General features: G+C 66.9%; 15 protein-coding genes. 13 read left to right on the forward strand and 2 right to left on the reverse strand.

From position 1 onward, the window contains the following. Positions 1 to 2: 2 nt before the first annotated feature. Positions 3 to 1,613 carry an alpha-amylase family glycosyl hydrolase gene (locus ACE3P6_RS05480; protein WP_374392439.1) on the reverse strand — a complete coding sequence of 537 codons (1,611 nt, stop codon included), beginning with the start codon at positions 1,611 to 1,613 and terminating at the stop codon, positions 3 to 5. Between the two features lie 238 nt (positions 1,614 to 1,851). Here ACE3P6_RS05480 and ACE3P6_RS05485 point away from each other — a divergent pair, with 238 nt between their 5' ends. Next, the gene (locus tag ACE3P6_RS05485) at positions 1,852 to 3,090 is read left to right on the forward strand and encodes an MFS transporter (RefSeq protein ID WP_374392441.1); all 1,239 of its coding nucleotides are present in this window, start codon (positions 1,852 to 1,854) and stop codon (positions 3,088 to 3,090) included. Between the two features lie 76 nt (positions 3,091 to 3,166). Here the strand turns inward: ACE3P6_RS05485 and ACE3P6_RS05490 are convergent, their stop codons facing one another. Further along, on the reverse strand, positions 3,167 to 4,210 hold the full coding sequence (locus ACE3P6_RS05490; RefSeq protein WP_374392444.1) for a DUF4424 family protein: 1,044 nt from the start codon (positions 4,208 to 4,210) through the stop codon (positions 3,167 to 3,169). Positions 4,211 to 4,373: 163 nt separating this feature from the next. Here ACE3P6_RS05490 and ACE3P6_RS05495 point away from each other — a divergent pair, with 163 nt between their 5' ends. The 12 genes from ACE3P6_RS05495 (at position 4,374) to ACE3P6_RS05550 (ending at position 18,427) form a co-directional block, all read left to right on the forward strand. Continuing rightward, positions 4,374 to 5,543: an MFS transporter gene (locus ACE3P6_RS05495; protein ID WP_374392446.1), complete on the forward strand. Its 1,170-nt coding sequence runs from the start codon at positions 4,374 to 4,376 to the stop codon at positions 5,541 to 5,543. 90 nt (positions 5,544 to 5,633) lie between these two features. Further along, the gene (locus ACE3P6_RS05500) at positions 5,634 to 6,656 is read left to right on the forward strand and encodes an aspartate-semialdehyde dehydrogenase (protein WP_374392448.1); all 1,023 of its coding nucleotides are present in this window, start codon (positions 5,634 to 5,636) and stop codon (positions 6,654 to 6,656) included. Positions 6,657 to 6,692: 36 nt separating this feature from the next. Then, complete coding sequence (locus ACE3P6_RS05505) at positions 6,693 to 8,009, forward strand: aldo/keto reductase (protein ID WP_374392451.1); 1,317 nt, start codon at positions 6,693 to 6,695, stop codon at positions 8,007 to 8,009. Between the two features lie 99 nt (positions 8,010 to 8,108). Then, positions 8,109 to 9,743, forward strand: a complete 1,635-nt coding sequence (locus ACE3P6_RS05510; RefSeq protein ID WP_374392454.1) for a DUF4139 domain-containing protein — start codon at positions 8,109 to 8,111, stop codon at positions 9,741 to 9,743. Between the two features lie 221 nt (positions 9,744 to 9,964). Beyond that, positions 9,965 to 10,354 carry a MerR family DNA-binding transcriptional regulator gene (locus tag ACE3P6_RS05515; RefSeq protein WP_374392684.1) on the forward strand — a complete coding sequence of 130 codons (390 nt, stop codon included), beginning with the start codon at positions 9,965 to 9,967 and terminating at the stop codon, positions 10,352 to 10,354. A gap of 49 nt (positions 10,355 to 10,403) precedes the next feature. Next, positions 10,404 to 12,176, forward strand: coding sequence for an acyl-CoA dehydrogenase C-terminal domain-containing protein (locus tag ACE3P6_RS05520; RefSeq protein ID WP_374392457.1), 1,773 nt, complete (start codon positions 10,404 to 10,406; stop codon positions 12,174 to 12,176). A 284-nt stretch (positions 12,177 to 12,460) separates the two neighbouring features. Continuing rightward, entirely contained in the window at positions 12,461 to 13,081 is a 621-nt protein-coding gene (locus tag ACE3P6_RS05525) for a glutathione S-transferase family protein (RefSeq protein WP_374392460.1), read from the forward strand. Between the two features lie 10 nt (positions 13,082 to 13,091). Continuing rightward, positions 13,092 to 14,303, forward strand: a complete 1,212-nt coding sequence (locus tag ACE3P6_RS05530; RefSeq protein WP_374392463.1) for an acetyl-CoA C-acetyltransferase — start codon at positions 13,092 to 13,094, stop codon at positions 14,301 to 14,303. Between the two features lie 32 nt (positions 14,304 to 14,335). Then, on the forward strand, positions 14,336 to 14,806 hold the full coding sequence (locus ACE3P6_RS05535; protein ID WP_374392465.1) for a cupin domain-containing protein: 471 nt from the start codon (positions 14,336 to 14,338) through the stop codon (positions 14,804 to 14,806). Continuing rightward, positions 14,803 to 15,264 (forward strand): hypothetical protein, encoded by a 462-nt coding sequence (locus ACE3P6_RS05540; protein WP_374392467.1) that lies wholly within the window; start codon positions 14,803 to 14,805, stop codon positions 15,262 to 15,264. Before ACE3P6_RS05535 ends, ACE3P6_RS05540 begins: the two co-directional genes overlap by 4 nt. Further along, positions 15,261 to 16,241 (forward strand): cupin domain-containing protein, encoded by a 981-nt coding sequence (locus ACE3P6_RS05545; RefSeq protein ID WP_374392468.1) that lies wholly within the window; start codon positions 15,261 to 15,263, stop codon positions 16,239 to 16,241. Before ACE3P6_RS05540 ends, ACE3P6_RS05545 begins: the two co-directional genes overlap by 4 nt. Next, positions 16,238 to 18,427 (forward strand): 3-hydroxyacyl-CoA dehydrogenase NAD-binding domain-containing protein, encoded by a 2,190-nt coding sequence (locus ACE3P6_RS05550; RefSeq protein ID WP_374392471.1) that lies wholly within the window; start codon positions 16,238 to 16,240, stop codon positions 18,425 to 18,427. The genes ACE3P6_RS05545 and ACE3P6_RS05550 overlap by 4 nt, the downstream gene beginning before the upstream one ends. Positions 18,428 to 18,499: the final 72 nt, after the last annotated feature.

Below are 18,499 nucleotides of genomic sequence, written 5' to 3' on the forward strand. Positions count from 1 at the left end.
GCTCAGTCCCGGACCGCGACCGCCCCCGTCACCGGCAGGAAGGCCGCCGCATTCGGCCCCAGGGTCAGCCGGTCGCCTTGCAGCACCGCATGCAGCGACGGCCCGACCGGGGCCGCGACCCCCGCCACCGTCACCGACAGCGCGACCGGCGACAGGTTGAACAGGCACAGAAGCGCCCCCTCCCCCTCGCCCCTGATGAAGCCCAGCACCGGCTCGGGCAGGTCCAGGAACCGAGTCTTCCCCGCCCGCAGCGCCGCCGACCCCTTTCGGAACGCGATCGCCGCCCGGTAATGTTCCAGCACCGACCCCTGCGCGCCCTCCTGCGAGGCCACGTTCCGCGCCGCCTGTTCCGCCTTCACCGGCAGCCAGGGCTTTCCGGTGGTGAAGCCCGCATTGGGCGAGCCATCCCAGACCATCGGCGTCCGGGTATTGTCGCGCCCGATGGGCTCCGGCCAGAAGGTGATCCCCTGCGGGTCGGTCAGTTCCTCGAAGTCGAGCGGCGTGTCGGTCTGGCCCAGCTCCTCGCCTTCCCACAGGCAGATCGACCCCTCGAAGGCCAGAAGGAGCGACCCCGCCTGTTTCGCCACCTCCTCGACGCTGGCCCCATGTTCGGCCCAGCGCGTCGCATGGCGGACCACGTCATGATTGGAAAACGCCCACATCGGCCAGCCGTCCGGCGCGCCCTTGAAGAAGCCCTCCACCCGGTCGCGAAAGAAGCCCGCGTCGAAGTCATAGCCCATCAGCTCGAAGGAATAGCATTGATGCAGCCGCCCCGGAGCGGTGTATTCCCCCATCATGCGGATCGCATGGTGCTGCTCGCCCATCTCGCCCACGCTCGCCGCGCCGTATTCGTCCAGCAGCTTGCGGATGCGCTCCATCCACAGCAGGTTCTCGGGCTGGTTCTTCGAGAAGATGTGGTACTGCATCCCGTAGGGGTTGCCCTCGGGTTCCGCCTTCACCCGGTAGTCCGCCGGATCATCGCGGAACAGCGCGTCCTGGAAGAAGTAGTTCACCGTATCGAAGCGGAAGCCGTCCACCCCGCGCTTTAGCCAGAAGCGCATGTTCTCCAGCGCCCAGTCCTGCACCGCCGGGTTGTGGTAGTTCAGGTCGGGCTGCGAGGTCAGGAAGTTGTGCAGGTAGTACTGCTTGCGCCGCGCGTCCCACTGGAAGGCCGGGCCGCCGAAGACCGAGAGCCAGTTGCAGGGCGGCAACCCGTCGTGCTTGGGGTCGACCCAGACATACCAGTCGGCTTTCGGATTGATCCGGTCCTTTCGGCTTTCGACGAAACAGGGATGCTGGTCCGAGGTGTGGCTCAACACCTGGTCGATGATGACCTTCAGCCCCAGCTCATGCGCCCGGGCGATCAACGCGTCGAAATCGGACAGGGTGCCGAAGACCGGGTCGACCTCGCAATAGTCGCTGACATCATAGCCCATGTCCTTCATCGGGCTCTTGAAGAACGGCGACAGCCAGACCGCATCCACACCCAGGGCGGCCAGGTAGGGCAGCCGCCGGGTGATGCCGGGCAGGTCGCCCACCCCGTCGCCGTTCGAATCCTGGAAGGACCGGGGATAGACCTGATAGGTCACGGCGCCACGCCACCAGTCGGACATTTCCCACCCCCATGCCGGAATCGCGTGCGGGCCATAGCGGCGTGCGCCGTGCCGCAAAAGCCCAAAGCGTTTTCGATCCTGTCAGATCGCATGGAGCCCGGCAAGCTGCGACACATCGACCACGCAATTCCGGGCCGCGCCCCGTCGATCACCATCCGTTACTGTATCCATCACAATTCTCCATTTGACGCCCGCCGCCCGACAGCGCAGGTTCCGCCCCCGGCGTGCGGAGACCGACATGAGCAAGACCCCCCTGATCACCCCCGTCCTGATCGCCGGTTGCGTGATCCTGATGATCTCCTTCGCCGTGCGCGCCAGCTTCGGCGTGTTCCAGATCCCGATCGCCACCGAATTCGGCTGGCTCCGGTCCGATTTCTCGCTGGCCATCGCGATCCAGAACCTCGCCTGGGGGATCGGCCAGCCCTTGTTCGGGGCACTGGCGGAACGGTTCGGCGACCGCCGGGCGATCATCGCCGGGGCGCTCCTTTATGCGGCGGGGCTGGTGCTGTCGGCCCATGCCGTCACCCCCGGCCAGCACCAGCTTCTTGCGATCCTGATCGGCTTCGGCATCGCGGGGACCGGGTTCGGGGTGATCCTCGCCATCGTGAGCCGCGCCTCTTCGCCTGAGAACCGCTCGATGGCCCTGGGCATCGCCACCGCCGCCGGATCGGCGGGGCAGGTCTTCGGCGCGCCGACCGCTGAATTCCTGCTGCAGACCTATCACTGGCAGACCGTCTTCACGATCTTCGCCGTGGTGATCCTTGCCACCCTTGCCGCCCTTCCCTTCCTGCGCAGCCCGCAGCTGGCCTCGCGGGCTGAGCTGGAGGAAAGCCTGGGCACCGTGCTGGTTCGCGCCTTCAAGGACCCGTCCTATACGCTTATCTTCCTCGGCTTCTTCTCCTGCGGCTATCAGCTGGCGTTCATCACCGCCCATTTCCCGGCCTTCGTGACCGAGCTGTGCTCGCCCATCGACGCGGGCGGCATCCTGGCCGACATCGGCATCACCACGACCTCGGCCCTCGGCGCGGTCTCCATCGCGGTGATCGGGCTGTTCAACATCGTCGGCACGCTGACCGCCGGGTATCTGGGAAAGCGCTACACCAAGAAATACCTGCTGTTCGGGATCTACGTCGGGCGCACCCTGGCGGCGGCGACCTTCATCCTTCTGCCGATCACCCCGACTTCGGTGTTGGTCTTCTCCGCCGTCATGGGCTCGCTCTGGCTGGCCACCGTGCCGCTGACCAGCGGGTTGGTCGCGCATATCTACGGCATCCGCTACATGGGCACGCTCTACGGCGTGGTGTTCCTGAGCCACCAGATCGGCGGGTTCCTGGGCGTCTGGCTGGGCGGGCGGATGTACGACCTGAACGGCGACTACACGCTGGTCTGGTGGATCGGCGTCGGGGTGGGCGCGTTCAGTGCGCTGGTCCACCTGCCGATCCGCGAGCGGGTGATGCCGGTCGGACAGCCGGCCTGACCGGTCGCTCCTCGTGCGCCTTCGGCTTCTCGTCGCAGGGCGCTTTGCAAGGAGAAGCGAAGCGCACGACGAGCAGCTATTGCTGAATCGGCTGCACGATCAGCACGTCGAGGTCGCGGTCGGGCGCGTAGTCGGTCTTCTCGACAACAAAGGTCGTCGGCCCGGTCTTCTTCACCCCGTCCGCGCAAAGCGAGATCACGTTCTTCGGATCGCCCTTGTCCAGCGTCAGGGTGAATTTGCTGATCGGCCCGGCCCAGCTGTTCGCGGTGCGCAGGACGTATGAGATATTCCACGCGGTGCCATAGTTGCCCGCCTCGTCGCCCGCCGGATTCTTCAGCGCCTTGACCAGAGCCTTGGAAGTGCCCGCGTCGATGCAATACATGTCCCTGAGGGAGGTCTGGTAGTCCTCGGGCGGGTCGGTCCAGTAGAACAGCCCTCCCGGCGGGCGGTTGGTATAGGAATGGCTGACCTTCACCACCGTTCCGGCGGGGAAGGTCTGCGTCCAGTGATAGCGCGTCACGATGGACCAGGCGCCCCAGACGTCGGGCGCGATGTCATTGGCCGGATCGCCCTCGAAATACTCCGCCAGGCCCAGCGCGGTGAGTTCGTTGCGCTTCTCGGTCGGGAAGGACAGAAGCACATCGCGCACCGCCAGATAGTCGAGCGTCAGCGGGATGCCCAGACGCTCCAGATCAGCCGTCACGTCGCGGCCCGGATTGTCGTACTGCTTCGAGGGCGGGTTGGCCTCGTCATAGCCGTCCTCCAGCACGGCGATCCGGTCGATGGTCACCGCGACCGGCCTGCCGTCGACCGTGGCGGTGAAGCCCACCACGTCGGGCCGCGACAGGTCTTCGGGCAGGTTCATCATCGACTCGTAGCCGGACCAGACGGCGATGGGCGGCAGCGGGAAGATCACCTCGCCGGTCACGTCCTTGTCCGTGCTGTTGCGGAAGACATAGTCGACGGCGATGGTGTCGATGCCGATGAACAGCCGCTCCTCCTCCATCGCGACGGCCTCGGTCTGGCCGAAGGTGAGGCCGGTGGCCGAGAGCCCTCCGAAGCCGTCATTGGCCAGCGCGGGGGTGGCAAGGAACAGGGCAAGCAATAGCGACAGGCGCATCGAAACCTCCGAAACAATTCCCCATCTGACCCCTGCCGGGAGATTTCCGCAAGTCCGGGCGTGACCGGAGTTTGCAAAACTCCGAACCGATTTCCTGAAGAAATCGGCCTTGCGCCGGCCTGTTGCGCTTGCCACAACCTCTGGGTCCCGAAAGGCCCGTCCCATGCGCATCGGCATCAGTGCCCTCGTCCTCGCCTATGTCCTGAGCCAGTTCTACCGCGCCTTCCTTGCGGTGATGACGCCGGTGCTGACCGAGGACCTGCACGTCACCGCGGCTGATCTGGCCTCGGCCTCGGGCTGGTGGTTTCTGGCTTTCGCGGCGATGCAGGTGCCGATCGGGGCCTGGCTGGATCGGGTCGGGCCGCGGCTGACGACGGGCGTGCTTCTGGGGCTGGGGGCGGCGGGCGCGGTGCTGTTTGCGCAGGCGTCCGGGGCCTTGCAGATCAAGCTTGCGATGGCGCTGATCGGCATCGGCTGCGCCCCGGTGCTGATGGCCGGGTATTTCATCTTCGCGCGGCAGTTCTCGCCCGCAGTCTTCGGCACGCTGGCCGCGCTGATGCTGGGAGTGGGCACGCTGGGGAACGTGGCGGCCTCGCTGCCGCTCAGCTGGGCGGTGACGGCCTTCGGCTGGCGAGAAACCGTGCTGGGCCTCGCCGCGATCACCGGGGCGGTGGCGCTGGCGATCCTCGTGCTGGTGCGCGACCCGGAGAGGCTGGAGGGCGCGCGGGGCGGGTCGCTGATGGAGCTGCTGCGGATGCCCGTCCTCTGGCCGATCCTGATCATGATGATGGTCTGCTACGCCCCCATCGCGGGCCTGCGGGGGTTGTGGATCGGGCCTTATTTCGCCGATGTGCAGGGCGCCGGGCAGTTGGAGATCGGGCGGGTCAGCCTGTGGATGGGCCTTGCGATGGTGGCGGGGAACTTCGCCTATGGCCCGCTCGACCGCTGGCTGGGGCAACGCAAGGCGCTGGTCATCGCGGGGAACGCGGTGATGCTGGGGTGTCTCGTCGCGCTCTGGTGGTTCGCGGCAGCCTCACCCTTGGTCGTGACGGCGATCCTCGTCGCCGCCGGGTTTTTCGGCGCAAGCTTCCCCATCGTGCTGGCGCATGGCCGGTCCTTCGTGCCTGCGCACCTGACCGGGCGGGGGGTGACGCTTCTCAACCTCTTCGGCATCGCGCCCATCGGCATTGCGCAGATCGTGACCGGTCGCATCCATGCCGCGACTGTCCCGACGCCCGCGTCAGCCCCCTACGAGGCGGTGTTCCTGTTCTTCGCCGTCACCACCGCCATCGGCCTTGCTGTCTACCTTCTGTCACAGGACCGTCCGCACTGACGCAAGCCCCGTCGAATCCGCTTTTCCCCCCGCGCCTTTCACGCTAACAGCCGCCCGTCCCCGACGGTGGGGACGGATAGGAGAACCCCGATGGGCTACAAAGTCGTCGTCGCGGGTGCCACGGGCAACGTGGGCCGCGAAATGCTGAACATCCTCGCCGAGCGCGAGTTCCCGGTGGACGAGATCGCGGCACTTGCGTCGCGCAAGTCGCTCGGCACCGAGGTCAGCTTCGGCGACAAGACTATCAAGACCAGGGACCTCGACACGTTCGACTTCACCGGCTGGGACATTGCCCTCTTCGCCGTCGGGTCCGAGGCGACGAAAGTCTACGCCCCCAAGGCCGCCGCAGCGGGCTGCGTGGTGATCGACAACTCGTCCCTGTATCGCTATGACCCCGAGATCCCGCTGATCGTGCCGGAAGTGAACGCCGAGGCGATCCACGGCTATGCGAAACGGAACATCATCGCCAACCCCAACTGCTCGACCGCGCAGATGGTGGTGGCGCTGAAGCCGCTGCATGACCGGGCGAAGATCACGCGCGTGGTGGTTTCCACCTACCAGTCCGTCTCGGGCGCCGGGAAGGAAGGCATGGACGAGCTTTGGGAGCAGACCAAGGCGGTCTACAACCCGGTGCAGGAAGTGCCGCCGAAGAAGTTCACCAAGCAGATCGCCTTCAACGTGATCCCGCATATCGACGTCTTCCTCGATTCTGGCGAGACCAAGGAAGAATGGAAGATGGTGGCCGAGACGAAGAAGATCCTCGACCCGAAGATCAAGGTCACGGCGACCTGCGTCCGGGTGCCGGTCTTCGTCGGCCATTCCGAGGCGATCAACATCGAGACCGAGGAGTTCCTGGACTGGCAGGAAGCCCAGGACATCCTGCGCGAGGCGCCGGGCGTCATGCTGGTCGATAAGCGCGAGCCGGGTGGCTACATCACCCCCATCGAATGCGTGGGCGAGTTCGCGACCTATGTCAGCCGGGTGCGGCAGGATTCGACCATCGAGAACGGGCTGAACCTGTGGTGCGTCAGCGACAACCTGCGCAAGGGCGCGGCGCTGAACGCGGTGCAGATCGCGGAACTGCTGGGGTCCAAGGTCCTGAAGAAGGGCTAAGGGTTTCTTAAGCCTTGTGACGGAGGGTCTTGGCCTATGGCCGAGACCCTTTTCCATTGTGATGACGTGTTGTGGCGGCGGTTCGAGATGATCTGCCGTGAGCGGGACGAGACGCCCGGCGCGGTGCTGCGCGATCTTGTCCGGCTGGAAGTCCAGCGCTGCGAGCGACGCAAAGCGAGGAGTGCCGAAGGCATCGACGAGCGGCTCCTCGTGCGCCTTCGGCTTCTCGTCGCAGAGGCGCTGGCAGTTTCCGAAAGCTGGGGGGACCTGCAACGGGCGCTTGAAGAACGGGCCTTGAAATTCACCCCGGCGGGCGGGGGCCTTGTCCTGACCGACCTTGCCACCGGCGAAACGCTTGCCAAGTCGAGCCAGGTCGGCCCGCCCTACATGGCCCTGGTCCGCCGCTTCGGTACCGGCTTTCCAGGCCACCCTCAGCCGGGAATTGCTGCCCAGGCACTGGCCCGTCCCTGCCCCCTTGCGCCCGCCCGCCGCACGGGCTTTCCTGTCCGCCCCGACCGGAGACCCCCGATGACCCAGACGCTCGCCCTTAACGACACCCGCAGCATCCCGCAGCTGGGCTTCGGCCTCTGGCAGGTCCCCGCCGCCACGACCGCCGAGACCACCGCCACCGCCCTGAAACTCGGCTACCGGCTGGTCGACGGCGCGGCGATCTATGGCAACGAGGAAGGCCAGGGCGAGGGCATCCGCCGCTCCGGCCTGCCGCGCGAGCAGGTCTTCGTCACCACCAAGGTCTGGAACAGCGAGCAGGGTTTCGACCGCACGCTCCACGCAGCCGAGGCCAGCCTGAAGCGGCTTGGGCTGGCCCATGTCGACCTGCTGCTGATCCACTGGCCCTGCCCGCGAAAGGACCTCTACCTCGACAGCTGGCGCGCGCTGATCCGGCTGCGCGAGGAGGGGCGCGCCACCTCCATCGGCGTGTCGAACTTCCAGGAGCCGCAACTTACCCGGATCATCGGCGAGACCGGCATCACCCCCGTCCTGAACCAGGTCGAGATCAACCCGCGCCTGCAGCAGCCCGCGCTCCGGGCGTTCCACGCGAAGCACGGCATCGTCACCCAAAGCTGGACGCCGCTTGGCCAGGGGAAAAGCTTCGACGCCGCCCCGGTGCAGGCCGCCGCCCGCCGCGCCGGAAAAAGCCCGGCGCAGGTGATCCTGCGCTGGCACATCCAGCTTGGCGCCTCGGTCATTCCCCGCTCCACTCGGGAAGCCGGCCTCAAGGAAAACCTGGACCTCTTCGACTTCGCCCTGACCGAAGCCGAGATGGCCGCCATCGCCACCCTGGACGAAGGCCAGCGTTGCGGGCCCGACCCCGCTCGGTTCGAGATGGACTGACGCAAGCCGGGGCGGAATCCTTGGGACGGGTTTCCCGCCTTGCCGCCCCTGCGACACCCAGCCTACCTTTCGCTCGACCCCAACCGAAAGGCCCCGCCGATGCGCTCGCTGATTGCCGCCCTTCTCGCCTCCACCGCCCTGCCTGCTTGCGCCGACACCATCGCGGCGACCAGCCGGATCACCGCCGTCACCGTCTATCCCGACGGCGCCAAGCTGACGCGCGAGGTCACTTTCTCTGCCCCGTCCGCCGGGGCGCATGAACTTCTCGTCACCGACCTGCCCTATGACAGCGATCCGGGGGCGATCCGCCTGGCGCCGTCCGAGGGGCTGCAGGTCGGTGCCTTCGCCCTGCGGGCCGACCGCCTGCCCCCGCGCGAGGACCCGCTGACCGAAGACCAGCGGGCCGCCAAGACGGCCATCGAAGCGGCGCAAGGAGCCACCGACCAGGCCCAGCTTGCGCTGGAGGCGATCACCGCGAAAGTCGAGGCCGCCGAGGCGCAGGCGCGGTTCCTGTCGTCCTTCACCGGCGCGCTGCCGGACGGGGCGACGCCCGACACGATCAAGTCGATGGCAGTCATGATCGGCACCGAGACGCTGGCCGCCCGGCAGGCCGCGCTGGCCGCCAAGGCAGAATTGTCCCCCGCCCGGAAGGCCGTGACCGAGGCGCAGGACGCGCTGGCGAAAGCGCAAGCTGCCTATGACTCGCTGCCCTCGGTCGACATGGACTATACCGCGCTGTCGGTCGCGGTGAACGCCGCCGAAGCGGGCGAAGAGACGGTCACGATCACCCAGTATGTCGGCAATGCCAGCTGGCAGCCGGTCTACGACCTGAACCTGACCCGCGAGGGCGGCGACAAGCTGGTGCTCGACCGTGCCGTCCTCGTCACCCAGTATACCGGCGAGGATTGGGACGGGGTGGCGCTGACCCTCTCATCCTCGCGCCCCGCCGAACAGGCTGCGCCCTCGCAGCTTTGGCCGGAGCTGCGGTCGATCGGGCCTGAAGAGACCGAGGAAGACCGTGCCCGCAAGGTGATGGGCGCAGGCGACGTGCTGTACGAAGCGGCCCCGGCAACCGTCGCGGCCCCCGCCCCGACCGTCACCGCCGGGATGGGGTATGAGGGTGACACTGTCGTCTATCACTACCCCGAAGCCGTCACCGTCGCGACGGGGGCCGAGAACCTGCGCCTCGCGCTCGACAACCTGGATTTCGCCCCGGTGGTGAAGGCGGTGGCCGTCCCGCGGCTGGACAAGACCGCCTTCGTCATGGCCAGCTTCACCAATGCCAGCGCGGAACCGCTGCTGCCCGGTCAGGCCATGCTGTTCCGCGAAGGCGTGCTGGTCGGCCAGACCTGGCTCGACGTGATCGCGCCCGGCGTGGAGATCGACGTGGGCTTCGGCGCCATCGAGACGCTGACCGTCAAGCGCGAGATGCCGAAGCGCGCGGGCGGCGAGACGGGTGTCTTCACCAGCGCCAACCAGCAAAGCGAAAGCGCGGTGATCACGGTCGAGAATACCGGCACGGAAAGCTGGCCGGTCCGCATCCTGGACCAGGTGCCCTACAGCGAACAGGACGACCTGGAGATCGAGGTCACTGCCAGCCCCGAGCCCTCCGAGACCGATGTCGAGGGCCAGCGCGGCATCCTCGCCTGGGAATTCGACCTTGCCGCCGGGGGCAAGCAGACGATCACCCTGGAGCAGGTGCTGACCTGGCCCGAGGGCATGGTCCTGCGCTGATATACCCCCAACAGAAGGCACAAAGGCCGGGCCGAAACGCCCGGCCTTTGCCGTTGCGTCACCCCCAGGGTTGCGGGCCGGGTTTCTGACTTCACGTCAGTCGCTTTCATGACGTGACGTCACAGTGACGTTAACGTCAACTGCTCTGGTAAACCGACCCTGGGATCCGCATCTGCCGCCGCAGTGATGCTCCCAATGACGAGTTGACCATGACTTTCGACATACCGACCGACGTGATGACCATCCGCGAAATGTGCGAGGCGTTCGACGTGACCCCGCGCACCTTGCGGTTCTACGAGGCCAAGGAACTGCTGACCCCGATCCGTGTCGGGACAAGGCGGCTCTTCACCCGGCGGGATCGTGCGCGGCTGGCGCTGATCCTGCGCGGCAAGCGCTTCGGGTTCAGCCTGGAGGATATCCGCCAGACGCTGGACCTCTACGACCGTGACGGCGGGGCCACCGCCCAGCGGCAGAAAGCCTACGAGCTGGCCGTGGCGCGGCTGGCCGAGATGGAGGCCCAGCGCGCCGAGCTGGACCTGGCCATCGCCGACCTGAAGGCCGAACTGGCCGACGCCGCAGCCAAGGGCCTGGTGCCCGAACGCGCGGCCTGAACGACCCGCGCCTAGGGGCGCGGCACCAACAAGGGAAGAGGAGCCTGCAATGCCGACCTATGCCGCCCCCGTGAAGGACATGCAGTTCCTGCTGCACGATCTTCTGAAGATCAGCGAAGCCGACATTCCGGGCTATTCCGACCTCGACCGCAGCTTCACCGAAGCGATCCTCGACGAGGCCGCGAAGGTTTCGCAGGAGATCCTCACCCCCCTGAACGTGGTCGGCGACGCGGAAGGCTGCCACCTGGAAAACGGCGTCGTCCGCACGCCCAAAGGCTTCAAGGCGGCCTTCCGCACCCTCTCCGAAGGCGGCTGGATGTCGCTGGACGCGGCACCGGACTACGGCGGACAGGGCCTGCCCTACCTGATGCACACGGCGGTGAACGAGAGCTTCGTCTCGGCCAACATGGCCTTCAACATGTACCAGGGCCTGACCCACGGCGCCTATTCCGCGATCCTCGTCCACGGCACGGAGGAGCAGAAGGCGAAATGGCTGCCGAAACTCGTCACCTGCGAGTGGACCGGCACGATGAACCTGACCGAACCGCATTGCGGCACCGACCTGGGGCTTCTGCGCACCAAGGCCGAACCGCAGGCGGACGGCAGCTACAAGATCACCGGGCAGAAGATCTTCATCTCGGCCGGCGATCACGACATGGCCGAAAACATCGTGCACCTGGTGCTGGCGAAGGCCCCCGGCGGCGGCGAGGGGACCAAGGGGATCAGCCTCTTCATCGTGCCGAAGGTCATGGTGAACGACGACGGCTCGCTTGGCGACCGCAATGCCGTCTCGGTCGGCAAGGTCGAGGAGAAGATGGGCATCCACGGCAATGCCACCTGCGTGATGAACTACGACGGCGCGACCGGCTGGCTGCTGGGCGAGTTGCACAAGGGCATGAAGGCCATGTTCACCATGATGAACGAGGCCCGGCTCGGCGTGGCGTTGCAGGGCTATGCCGTGGCCGAGGCCGCCTACCAGAACGCGGTCGCCTATGCCAAGGACCGGCTGCAGGGCCGCGACGTGACCGGGGTGAAGAACCCTACCGGCCCGGCGGACCCGCTGATCGTCCACCCCGACATCCGCCGCAACCTGATGGAGCAGAAGAGCTTCGTCGAAGGCGCCCGCGCGCTGACCTACTGGGGCGCGACGCTGATCGACCGCGCGCACCAGGGCGACGCGGCGGCGGACGGGCTGATCGGGTTGCTGACCCCGGTGCTCAAGGGCTTCCAGACCGACAAGGGCTTCGAGATGGCGGTGCAGGCCCAGCAGGTCTTCGGCGGGCACGGCTATATCGAGGAAACGGGCATGTCGCAGTTCGTCCGCGACGCCCGCATCGCGCAGATCTACGAAGGCGCGAACGGCGTGCAGGCGCTGGACCTGGTGGGCCGCAAGCTTGCCACCGATGGCGGAAAGCATGTGATGGCCTTCTTCGAGATGGTGAAGGCGGAATGCAAGGCGCATGACGGCGACGACCGGATGGCGGGCTTCGTCGAACCCCTGAAGGCCGCGTCGAAGCAGATGCAGGCGGCGGGCATGTTCTTCATGCAGAACGGCATGAAGAACCCCAACGCCGCGCTGGCCGGGTCCTATGACTTCATGCACCTGATGGGCCATGTCTGCCTGGGCCTGATGTGGACCCGGATGGCCAAGGCCGCCTACACCGCGCTGGACGCGGGCGCCGAGGACCGCGCCTTCTACGATACCAAGATCGCCACGGGCCGCTTCTACATGGCGCGCCAGCTGCCGGCCTGTGCCGCGCATCTCGCCCGTATCGAAAGCGGTGCCGATCCTGTGATGGCACTCGCCGCCGAGGCGTTCTAGGCTTTGATACCGGGCGTCGCGCGGGCTGCAGCTGCGGGACGCCTCCGGCGGGGGAGTATTTTGCGCCAAGAGGAATGAACAATGGTCCACTCCGTCCCGCGATCATCGCCTTGGCTATGCGACCGGGCGGGACGGAGCTTCCCCTTGGGCGGTCATCGGCTCTCCAGCCTGTACCGCGAGGGAGAGGGTAGCGGGGAAGGGTTAACGAATGGTGCTTCCTCTTGGCGACAAATACTCATTCCGACCTTCGGGCCGGGCTGGCGGGTGCAGATGGGGGATGTGACGTGAAGCTCTACTCATTCGGCGAAAGCGGCAACGCCTACAAATGCGCGCTGGCGCTGGCGTTGACCGGCACCGACTGGCAGCCGGTCTTCGTCGACTTCTTCAAGGGCGAGGCGCGGTCGCCGGAGTTTCGCAAGATCAACGAGATGGGCGAGGTGCCTGTGCTGGTCGACGGCGCCCTGACGCTGACCCAGTCCGGCGTAATCCTTGAGCATATCGCCGCGAAGACCGGCCAGCTTGGCGGGCGGCCCGAAGATCGGCAGGAAATCCTGCGCTGGCTGTTCTGGGACAACCACAAGCTCTCGACCGTGATCGGCACCACCCGCTTCCTGATGAACTTCCTGCCCCCGGACAAGCGCCCCGAGGCGGTGATCCCCTTCCTGCAAGGGCGGCTCAAGGCGGCCTATACGATCCTGAACGACCACCTCGCCGCCCGCGACTGGATCGTCGGCGACGGGCCCAGCATCGCCGACCTCTCCTGCTGCGGCTACCTTTTCTACCCCGAGCCCTTCGGATTCGACCGCAAGGACTGGCCCCATATCGACGTCTGGCTTGCCCGCATCGCGGCCCTGCCCGGCTGGAAACACCCCTATGACCTGATGCAGCGGGCCTTCCCCGCGTAAGGAGTTACCGATGACCGACGCTTTCATCTACGACGCCGTCCGCAGCCCGCGCGGCAAGGGCCGTCCCGATGGCTCCCTGCACGAGCTGACCTCGGTCGCGCTCTCGGCCAAGGTGCTGAACGCGGTGAAGCAGCGGAACGGGCTGGAAGGCCATGCGGTCGAGGATGTGATCTGGGGCAACGTCACCCAGGTTGGCGAGCAGGGCGGGTGCCTTGCGCGCTCGGCGGTGCTGGCCTCGGACCTTGACGAACACATCCCGGGCCTTGCCATCAACCGCTTCTGCGCCAGCGGCATGGAGGCGGTGAACCTGGCCGCCAACCAGGTCAAGGGCGGTGCGGGGCAGGCCTATATCGCCGGCGGGGTCGAGATGATGGGCCGTGTCGCGATGGGCTCGGACGGGGCGGCGATTGCCGTCGATCCGACCTTGGCGATGAAGACCTATTTCGTCCCGCAGGGGATTTCGGCGGACATCATCGCCACCGAATATGGCTTCACCCGCGACCAGGCCGATGCCCTGGCGGTGGAATCCCAGCGCCGGGCGGCACAGGCCTGGAAGGAAGGTCGGTTCGCCAAGTCGGTCCTCACGATCACCGACCAGAACGGTCTGCCGATCCTGTCGACCGACGAATACATGCGCCCCGGTACCGACATGCAGGCGCTTGGCGCGCTGAAACCGGCGTTCAAGGACATGGGGGAATCCATGCCCGGCTTCGACAAGATCGCGCTGATGAAGTATCCGCATCTGGAACGGATCGAGCATATCCACCACGCCGGGAACTCCAGCGGCATCGTGGACGGCGCGGCGGCAGTGCTGATCGGCAACGCCGAATTCGGCAAGGCCCACGGGCTGAAACCTCGCGCCCGCATCCGCGCGACCGCGAAGATCGGCACCGATCCCACGATCATGCTGACCGGCCCGGTTCCCGCAACGCAGAAGATCCTGCGCGACAGCGGCTTGCAGATCGGCGACATCGACCTCTTCGAGGTGAACGAGGCCTTCGCCAGCGTGGTGCTGCGCTTCCAGCAGGCCTTCGATGTCGACCCCGCCCTGGTCAACGTCAACGGCGGCTCGATCGCGATGGGCCACCCGCTGGGCGCGACCGGGGCGATCATCATCGGCACGCTTCTGGACGAGCTGGAGCGGCAGGACAAGGAGCTGGGCCTCGCCACGCTCTGCATCGCCTCCGGCATGGGCGCCGCCACCATCATCGAGCGGGTTTGACCGCGACAGGGACGCAACCAAGGGAGCTGAAGATGCCCGTGATCGACCCGACCAAGGTTCCGGTGAAAACCGGCTCGATCTACCCCGAGCCCTACGCCAGCATGATGCGGGGCCGGTCCTCGCTCCGGCTGGGCGATGCGGGCGGGCTGACCCAGTTCGGCGCGAACCTCGTCAGCCTGGAGCCCGGCGCGCTGTCCAGCCTGCGACACTGGCATCAGCACGAGGACGAGTTCGTCATGGTGACGGAAGGCGAATGCACCCTGGTGCAGGACGCGGGCGAGACGGTGATGCGCCCCGGCGACTGCGCGGCCTTCCCGGCGGGCAGCACGGACGGGCACCATTTCCTCAACCGCACCGACAAGGTGGCAAAGTTCCTTGTCGTCGGCACCAAGGCCCCGCGCGAGGTGGCGACCTATTCCGACGTCGACCTGAAGCTGGAGGTGGAGGGGGGCAAGGCGCGCTTCACCTACAGGGACGGCACCGACTGGGCAGGTCCAAGATGAACCCGCTCACGATCTATCAGGACGCGCTGAACATCGTCTCGCAGGCGGTGCTGGCGGGCGACTTCGACCGCTATGCCGCGATGATCGACCTGCCCTACCTGGTGCACACCGCCCGCGCCGAACTGCTTGTCACCACGACCGCCGACCTGCGCCCCACCTTCGACTCCCTGTCGCAGGGCCTGAAGGCGCGTGGCGTCACCCACTACGAACGGGTCGCCCGCGCTGCCGACTATGCCGCCCGCGACCGGATCGAGGGTTGGCACCACACCCATATCCTGTCGAACGGCGACCCCGTGGCCTATCCCCATGTCTCGCGGCAAAGCCTGGTCCGGCGCGGGCAGCTCTGGCTGTTCTCCGAGGCGCATTACGACGCCCTGCAAGCGACCCGCTGGCCGCTGGACGCCTCCGATTTCTTTGCCGGTGCCGACGGGCCGGGCCGTCCGCAGGCCCCGCAATGATCGTCGATCCCGCCAACGCGCCCGTCAGCGGCGAGAAGGGCCTGCACACCCTGCACCTGTCGACCGCAGGCGGGCTGACGCAGTTCGGCGCCTATCTCGACACGCTCGACCCCGGCGCCTGGTCCGGCCACCGGCACTGGCATTCGGCGGAGGACGAGTTCCTCTACCTCCTCTCCGGCACCGCCACCCTGCGTGACGACACCGGGATGACCGACCTCTTCCCCGGCGATGCCGTCTGCTGGCGGCATGGCGATCCGAACGGCCACCACCTGACCAACCGGGGCGACGTGCCCGCGCGCTGGCTGATCGTAGGCAGCCGGGCCAAGGGCGACATCTGCACCTATCCCGACGACGGCCGCCGCCAGATCAACGGCGAGACCGACTGGCGGATCGAGGCGGCGGGCGGGTCGGTGCTGAAATCCGGCACCCTGCCGCAGGACCTCATGAACCTCCGCGCCCCCTGGGGCCAACCCTTCGACGGCACCCCGCGCCCGAATGTCCTGCGGACGGGCTCGGTCCCGGAGCTCTACTGCCAGAACAACTACCCCGCCCGGTTCGCCGATCTCGGCGACGCCTGGGACATCGCGCTGTCCGATGCAGGCGGGTTGACCCAGTTCGGCGCCTTCGTGGAAAGGCTGAACCCCGGCGGGCAGACCAGCCTGCGCCACTGGCATGAGGAGGAGGACGAATTCCTCTATGTCCTCGACGGCACCGTCACGCTTCTGGAAAACGACGGCCCGCACCAGATCGGTCCCGGCACCTGCGTCTCATGGCCCGCCGGTCAGCCCAACGCCCATTGCCTGCGCAACGACGGCAGCGCGCCTGCCACGCTCTTCATCACCGGCACACGCTTTGCCGAGGACGCCTGCCACTACCCCGACATCGACCTGCATTATACGCGCCGGAACGGGTTCCGCACCTTCGCCATGAAGGACGGCACCCCCTATCCCGGCTGGCCCAAGGAGATCGCCCAATGACCGACTTCACCATGACCACTGATGCCGACGGCGTCGCCACCATCACCTGGGACCTGAAGTCCAAGTCGATGAACGTCATGTCGACCGAGGCCTTCGCGACGCTGAACGGACTGATCGACACGGCGCTGGCGGACGCGGGCGTCAAGGGCATCATCATCACCAGCGGAAAGAAGGATTTCGCCGGGGGCATGGACCTGAACGTCATCGCGAAGATGCGGGCGGGCGGCGCGCAGGCGATCTTCGATGGCGTGATGCAGATGCACCATACCTTACGCAAGATCGAACGCGCCGGGATGGACCCGAAGACCCTGAAGGGCGGCAAACCCATCGTCGCCGCGCTTCCCGGCACCGCACTGGGGATCGGGCTGGAGCTGCCGCTTTCCTGCCACCGGATCATCGCCGCCGACAACCCGAAGGCCAGGATCGGCCTGCCCGAGATCATGGTCGGCATCTTCCCCGGCGCGGGCGGCACCACCCGCCTGTCGCGCAAGCTGGGTGCGATGATGGCCGCACCGTTCCTGCTGGAAGGCAAGCTCTCCTCGCCGAAGGAGGCGAAGGGCGCGGGCCTGATTGATGAGGTCGTGGCGCCCGAGGACCTGCTGAAGCGCGCGAAGGAATGGGTGCTGTCCGCCACCGAGACCGATCTGGTGAAACCCTGGGACCAGAAGGGCTACAAGATGCCCGGCGGCGCGCCCTATTCGGCGCCCGGCTTCCCCACTTTCGTCGGCGCCTCTGCGATGGTCCACGGCAAGACGATGGGCGTCTATCCGGCGGCCAAGGCCCTGCTGGCGGCGGTCTACGAAGGCGCACTGGTGCCCTTCGACACCGCGCTGAAGATCGAGGCGCGGCAGTTCACCTCTGTCCTGATGAACCCCTCGTCCAGCGCTATGATCCGCAGCCTCTTCATCAACAAGGAGGCGCTGGAGAAAGGCGCGAACCGCCCCAAGGTCGAGGATATGGCGGTGAAGAAACTCGGCGTCATCGGCGCAGGGATGATGGGCGCCGGGATCGCCTATGTCGCCGCCAACGCCGGGATCGAGGTCGTGCTGATCGACTCCACGCAGGAATCGGCGGACCGCGGCAAGGCGCATTCCGAGGGGCTGCTGGACAAGGGTCTGAAGCGCGGCAAGGTCACGGCAGAGAGACGCGCCGAAGTGCTGGGCCGCATCACCGCGACCACCGACTATGCCGCGCTGAAAGGCGTCGATCTGGTGGTCGAGGCCGTCTTCGAGGACCCGAAGGTCAAGGCCGACGTGACCCACAAGGTCGAGGCCGTGGTAGACGAGGGCTGCATCTACGCCACCAACACCTCCACCCTGCCGATCACCGGCCTCGCCGCCGCGTCAAAACGGCCCGAGCAGTTCATCGGCATCCACTTCTTCAGCCCGGTCGACAAGATGAACCTGGTCGAGATCATCCGGGGCAAGAAGACCGGCGACCGCGCCGTCGCAAAGGCGCTGGATTTCGTCCGGCAGATCCGCAAGACCCCCATCGTCGTCAACGACGCCCGCTTCTTCTACGCCAACCGCTGCATCATCCCCTACATCAACGAAGGCATCCGCATGGTCGCCGAAGGGGTGGAACCGGCGCTGGTCGAGAACGCGGCGAAACTGGTCGGGATGCCGCTTGGCCCCCTGCAGCTGGTCGACGAAACCTCCATCGACCTGGGCGTGAAGATCGCCAAGGCGACCAAGGCCGCGATGGGTGCCGACTACCCGGATGAGGCGGTGGACCATGTGCTGTTCTGGATGGCCGACCAGGGCCGTCTGGGCAAGAAATCCAACGCGGGCTTCTACGCCTATTCCGACAAGGGCGAACGGCTGGGCCTGTGGGACGGGCTGGCGCACAAGTATCCGCAGGACAAGATGCAGCCCTCGCTGGCCGACGTGCAGCACCGCCTCCTCTTTGCGCAGGTGCTGGAGGCGGTCCGCGCGCTGGAGGAAGGCGTGCTGACCGACATCCGCGAAGGCGACGTGGGCGCGATCCTCGGCTGGGGCTTCGCACCCTGGTCGGGCGGGCCGTTCAGCTGGCTCGACATTCTTGGGGCGGGCCGCGCGGTCGAGATTTGCCGCGGCCTGACCGCCCAGTTCGGGCCACGCTTCCATGCCCCGGCGCTGCTGCGCGAGATGGCCGAGAAGGGCGAGACCTTCTACGGCCGCTTCGGGGGCGAGAAGGCAGCGGCGTAGTCCGGTAGTCTGCGGCGTCGGAGGGTGGGCAGATTGCCCGCCCTTCAAAACGTTAACGGATTTCAGCCCATA

This window comes from Tabrizicola sp. (assembly GCF_041911175.1).
Classification (GTDB): domain Bacteria; phylum Pseudomonadota; class Alphaproteobacteria; order Rhodobacterales; family Rhodobacteraceae; genus Tabrizicola.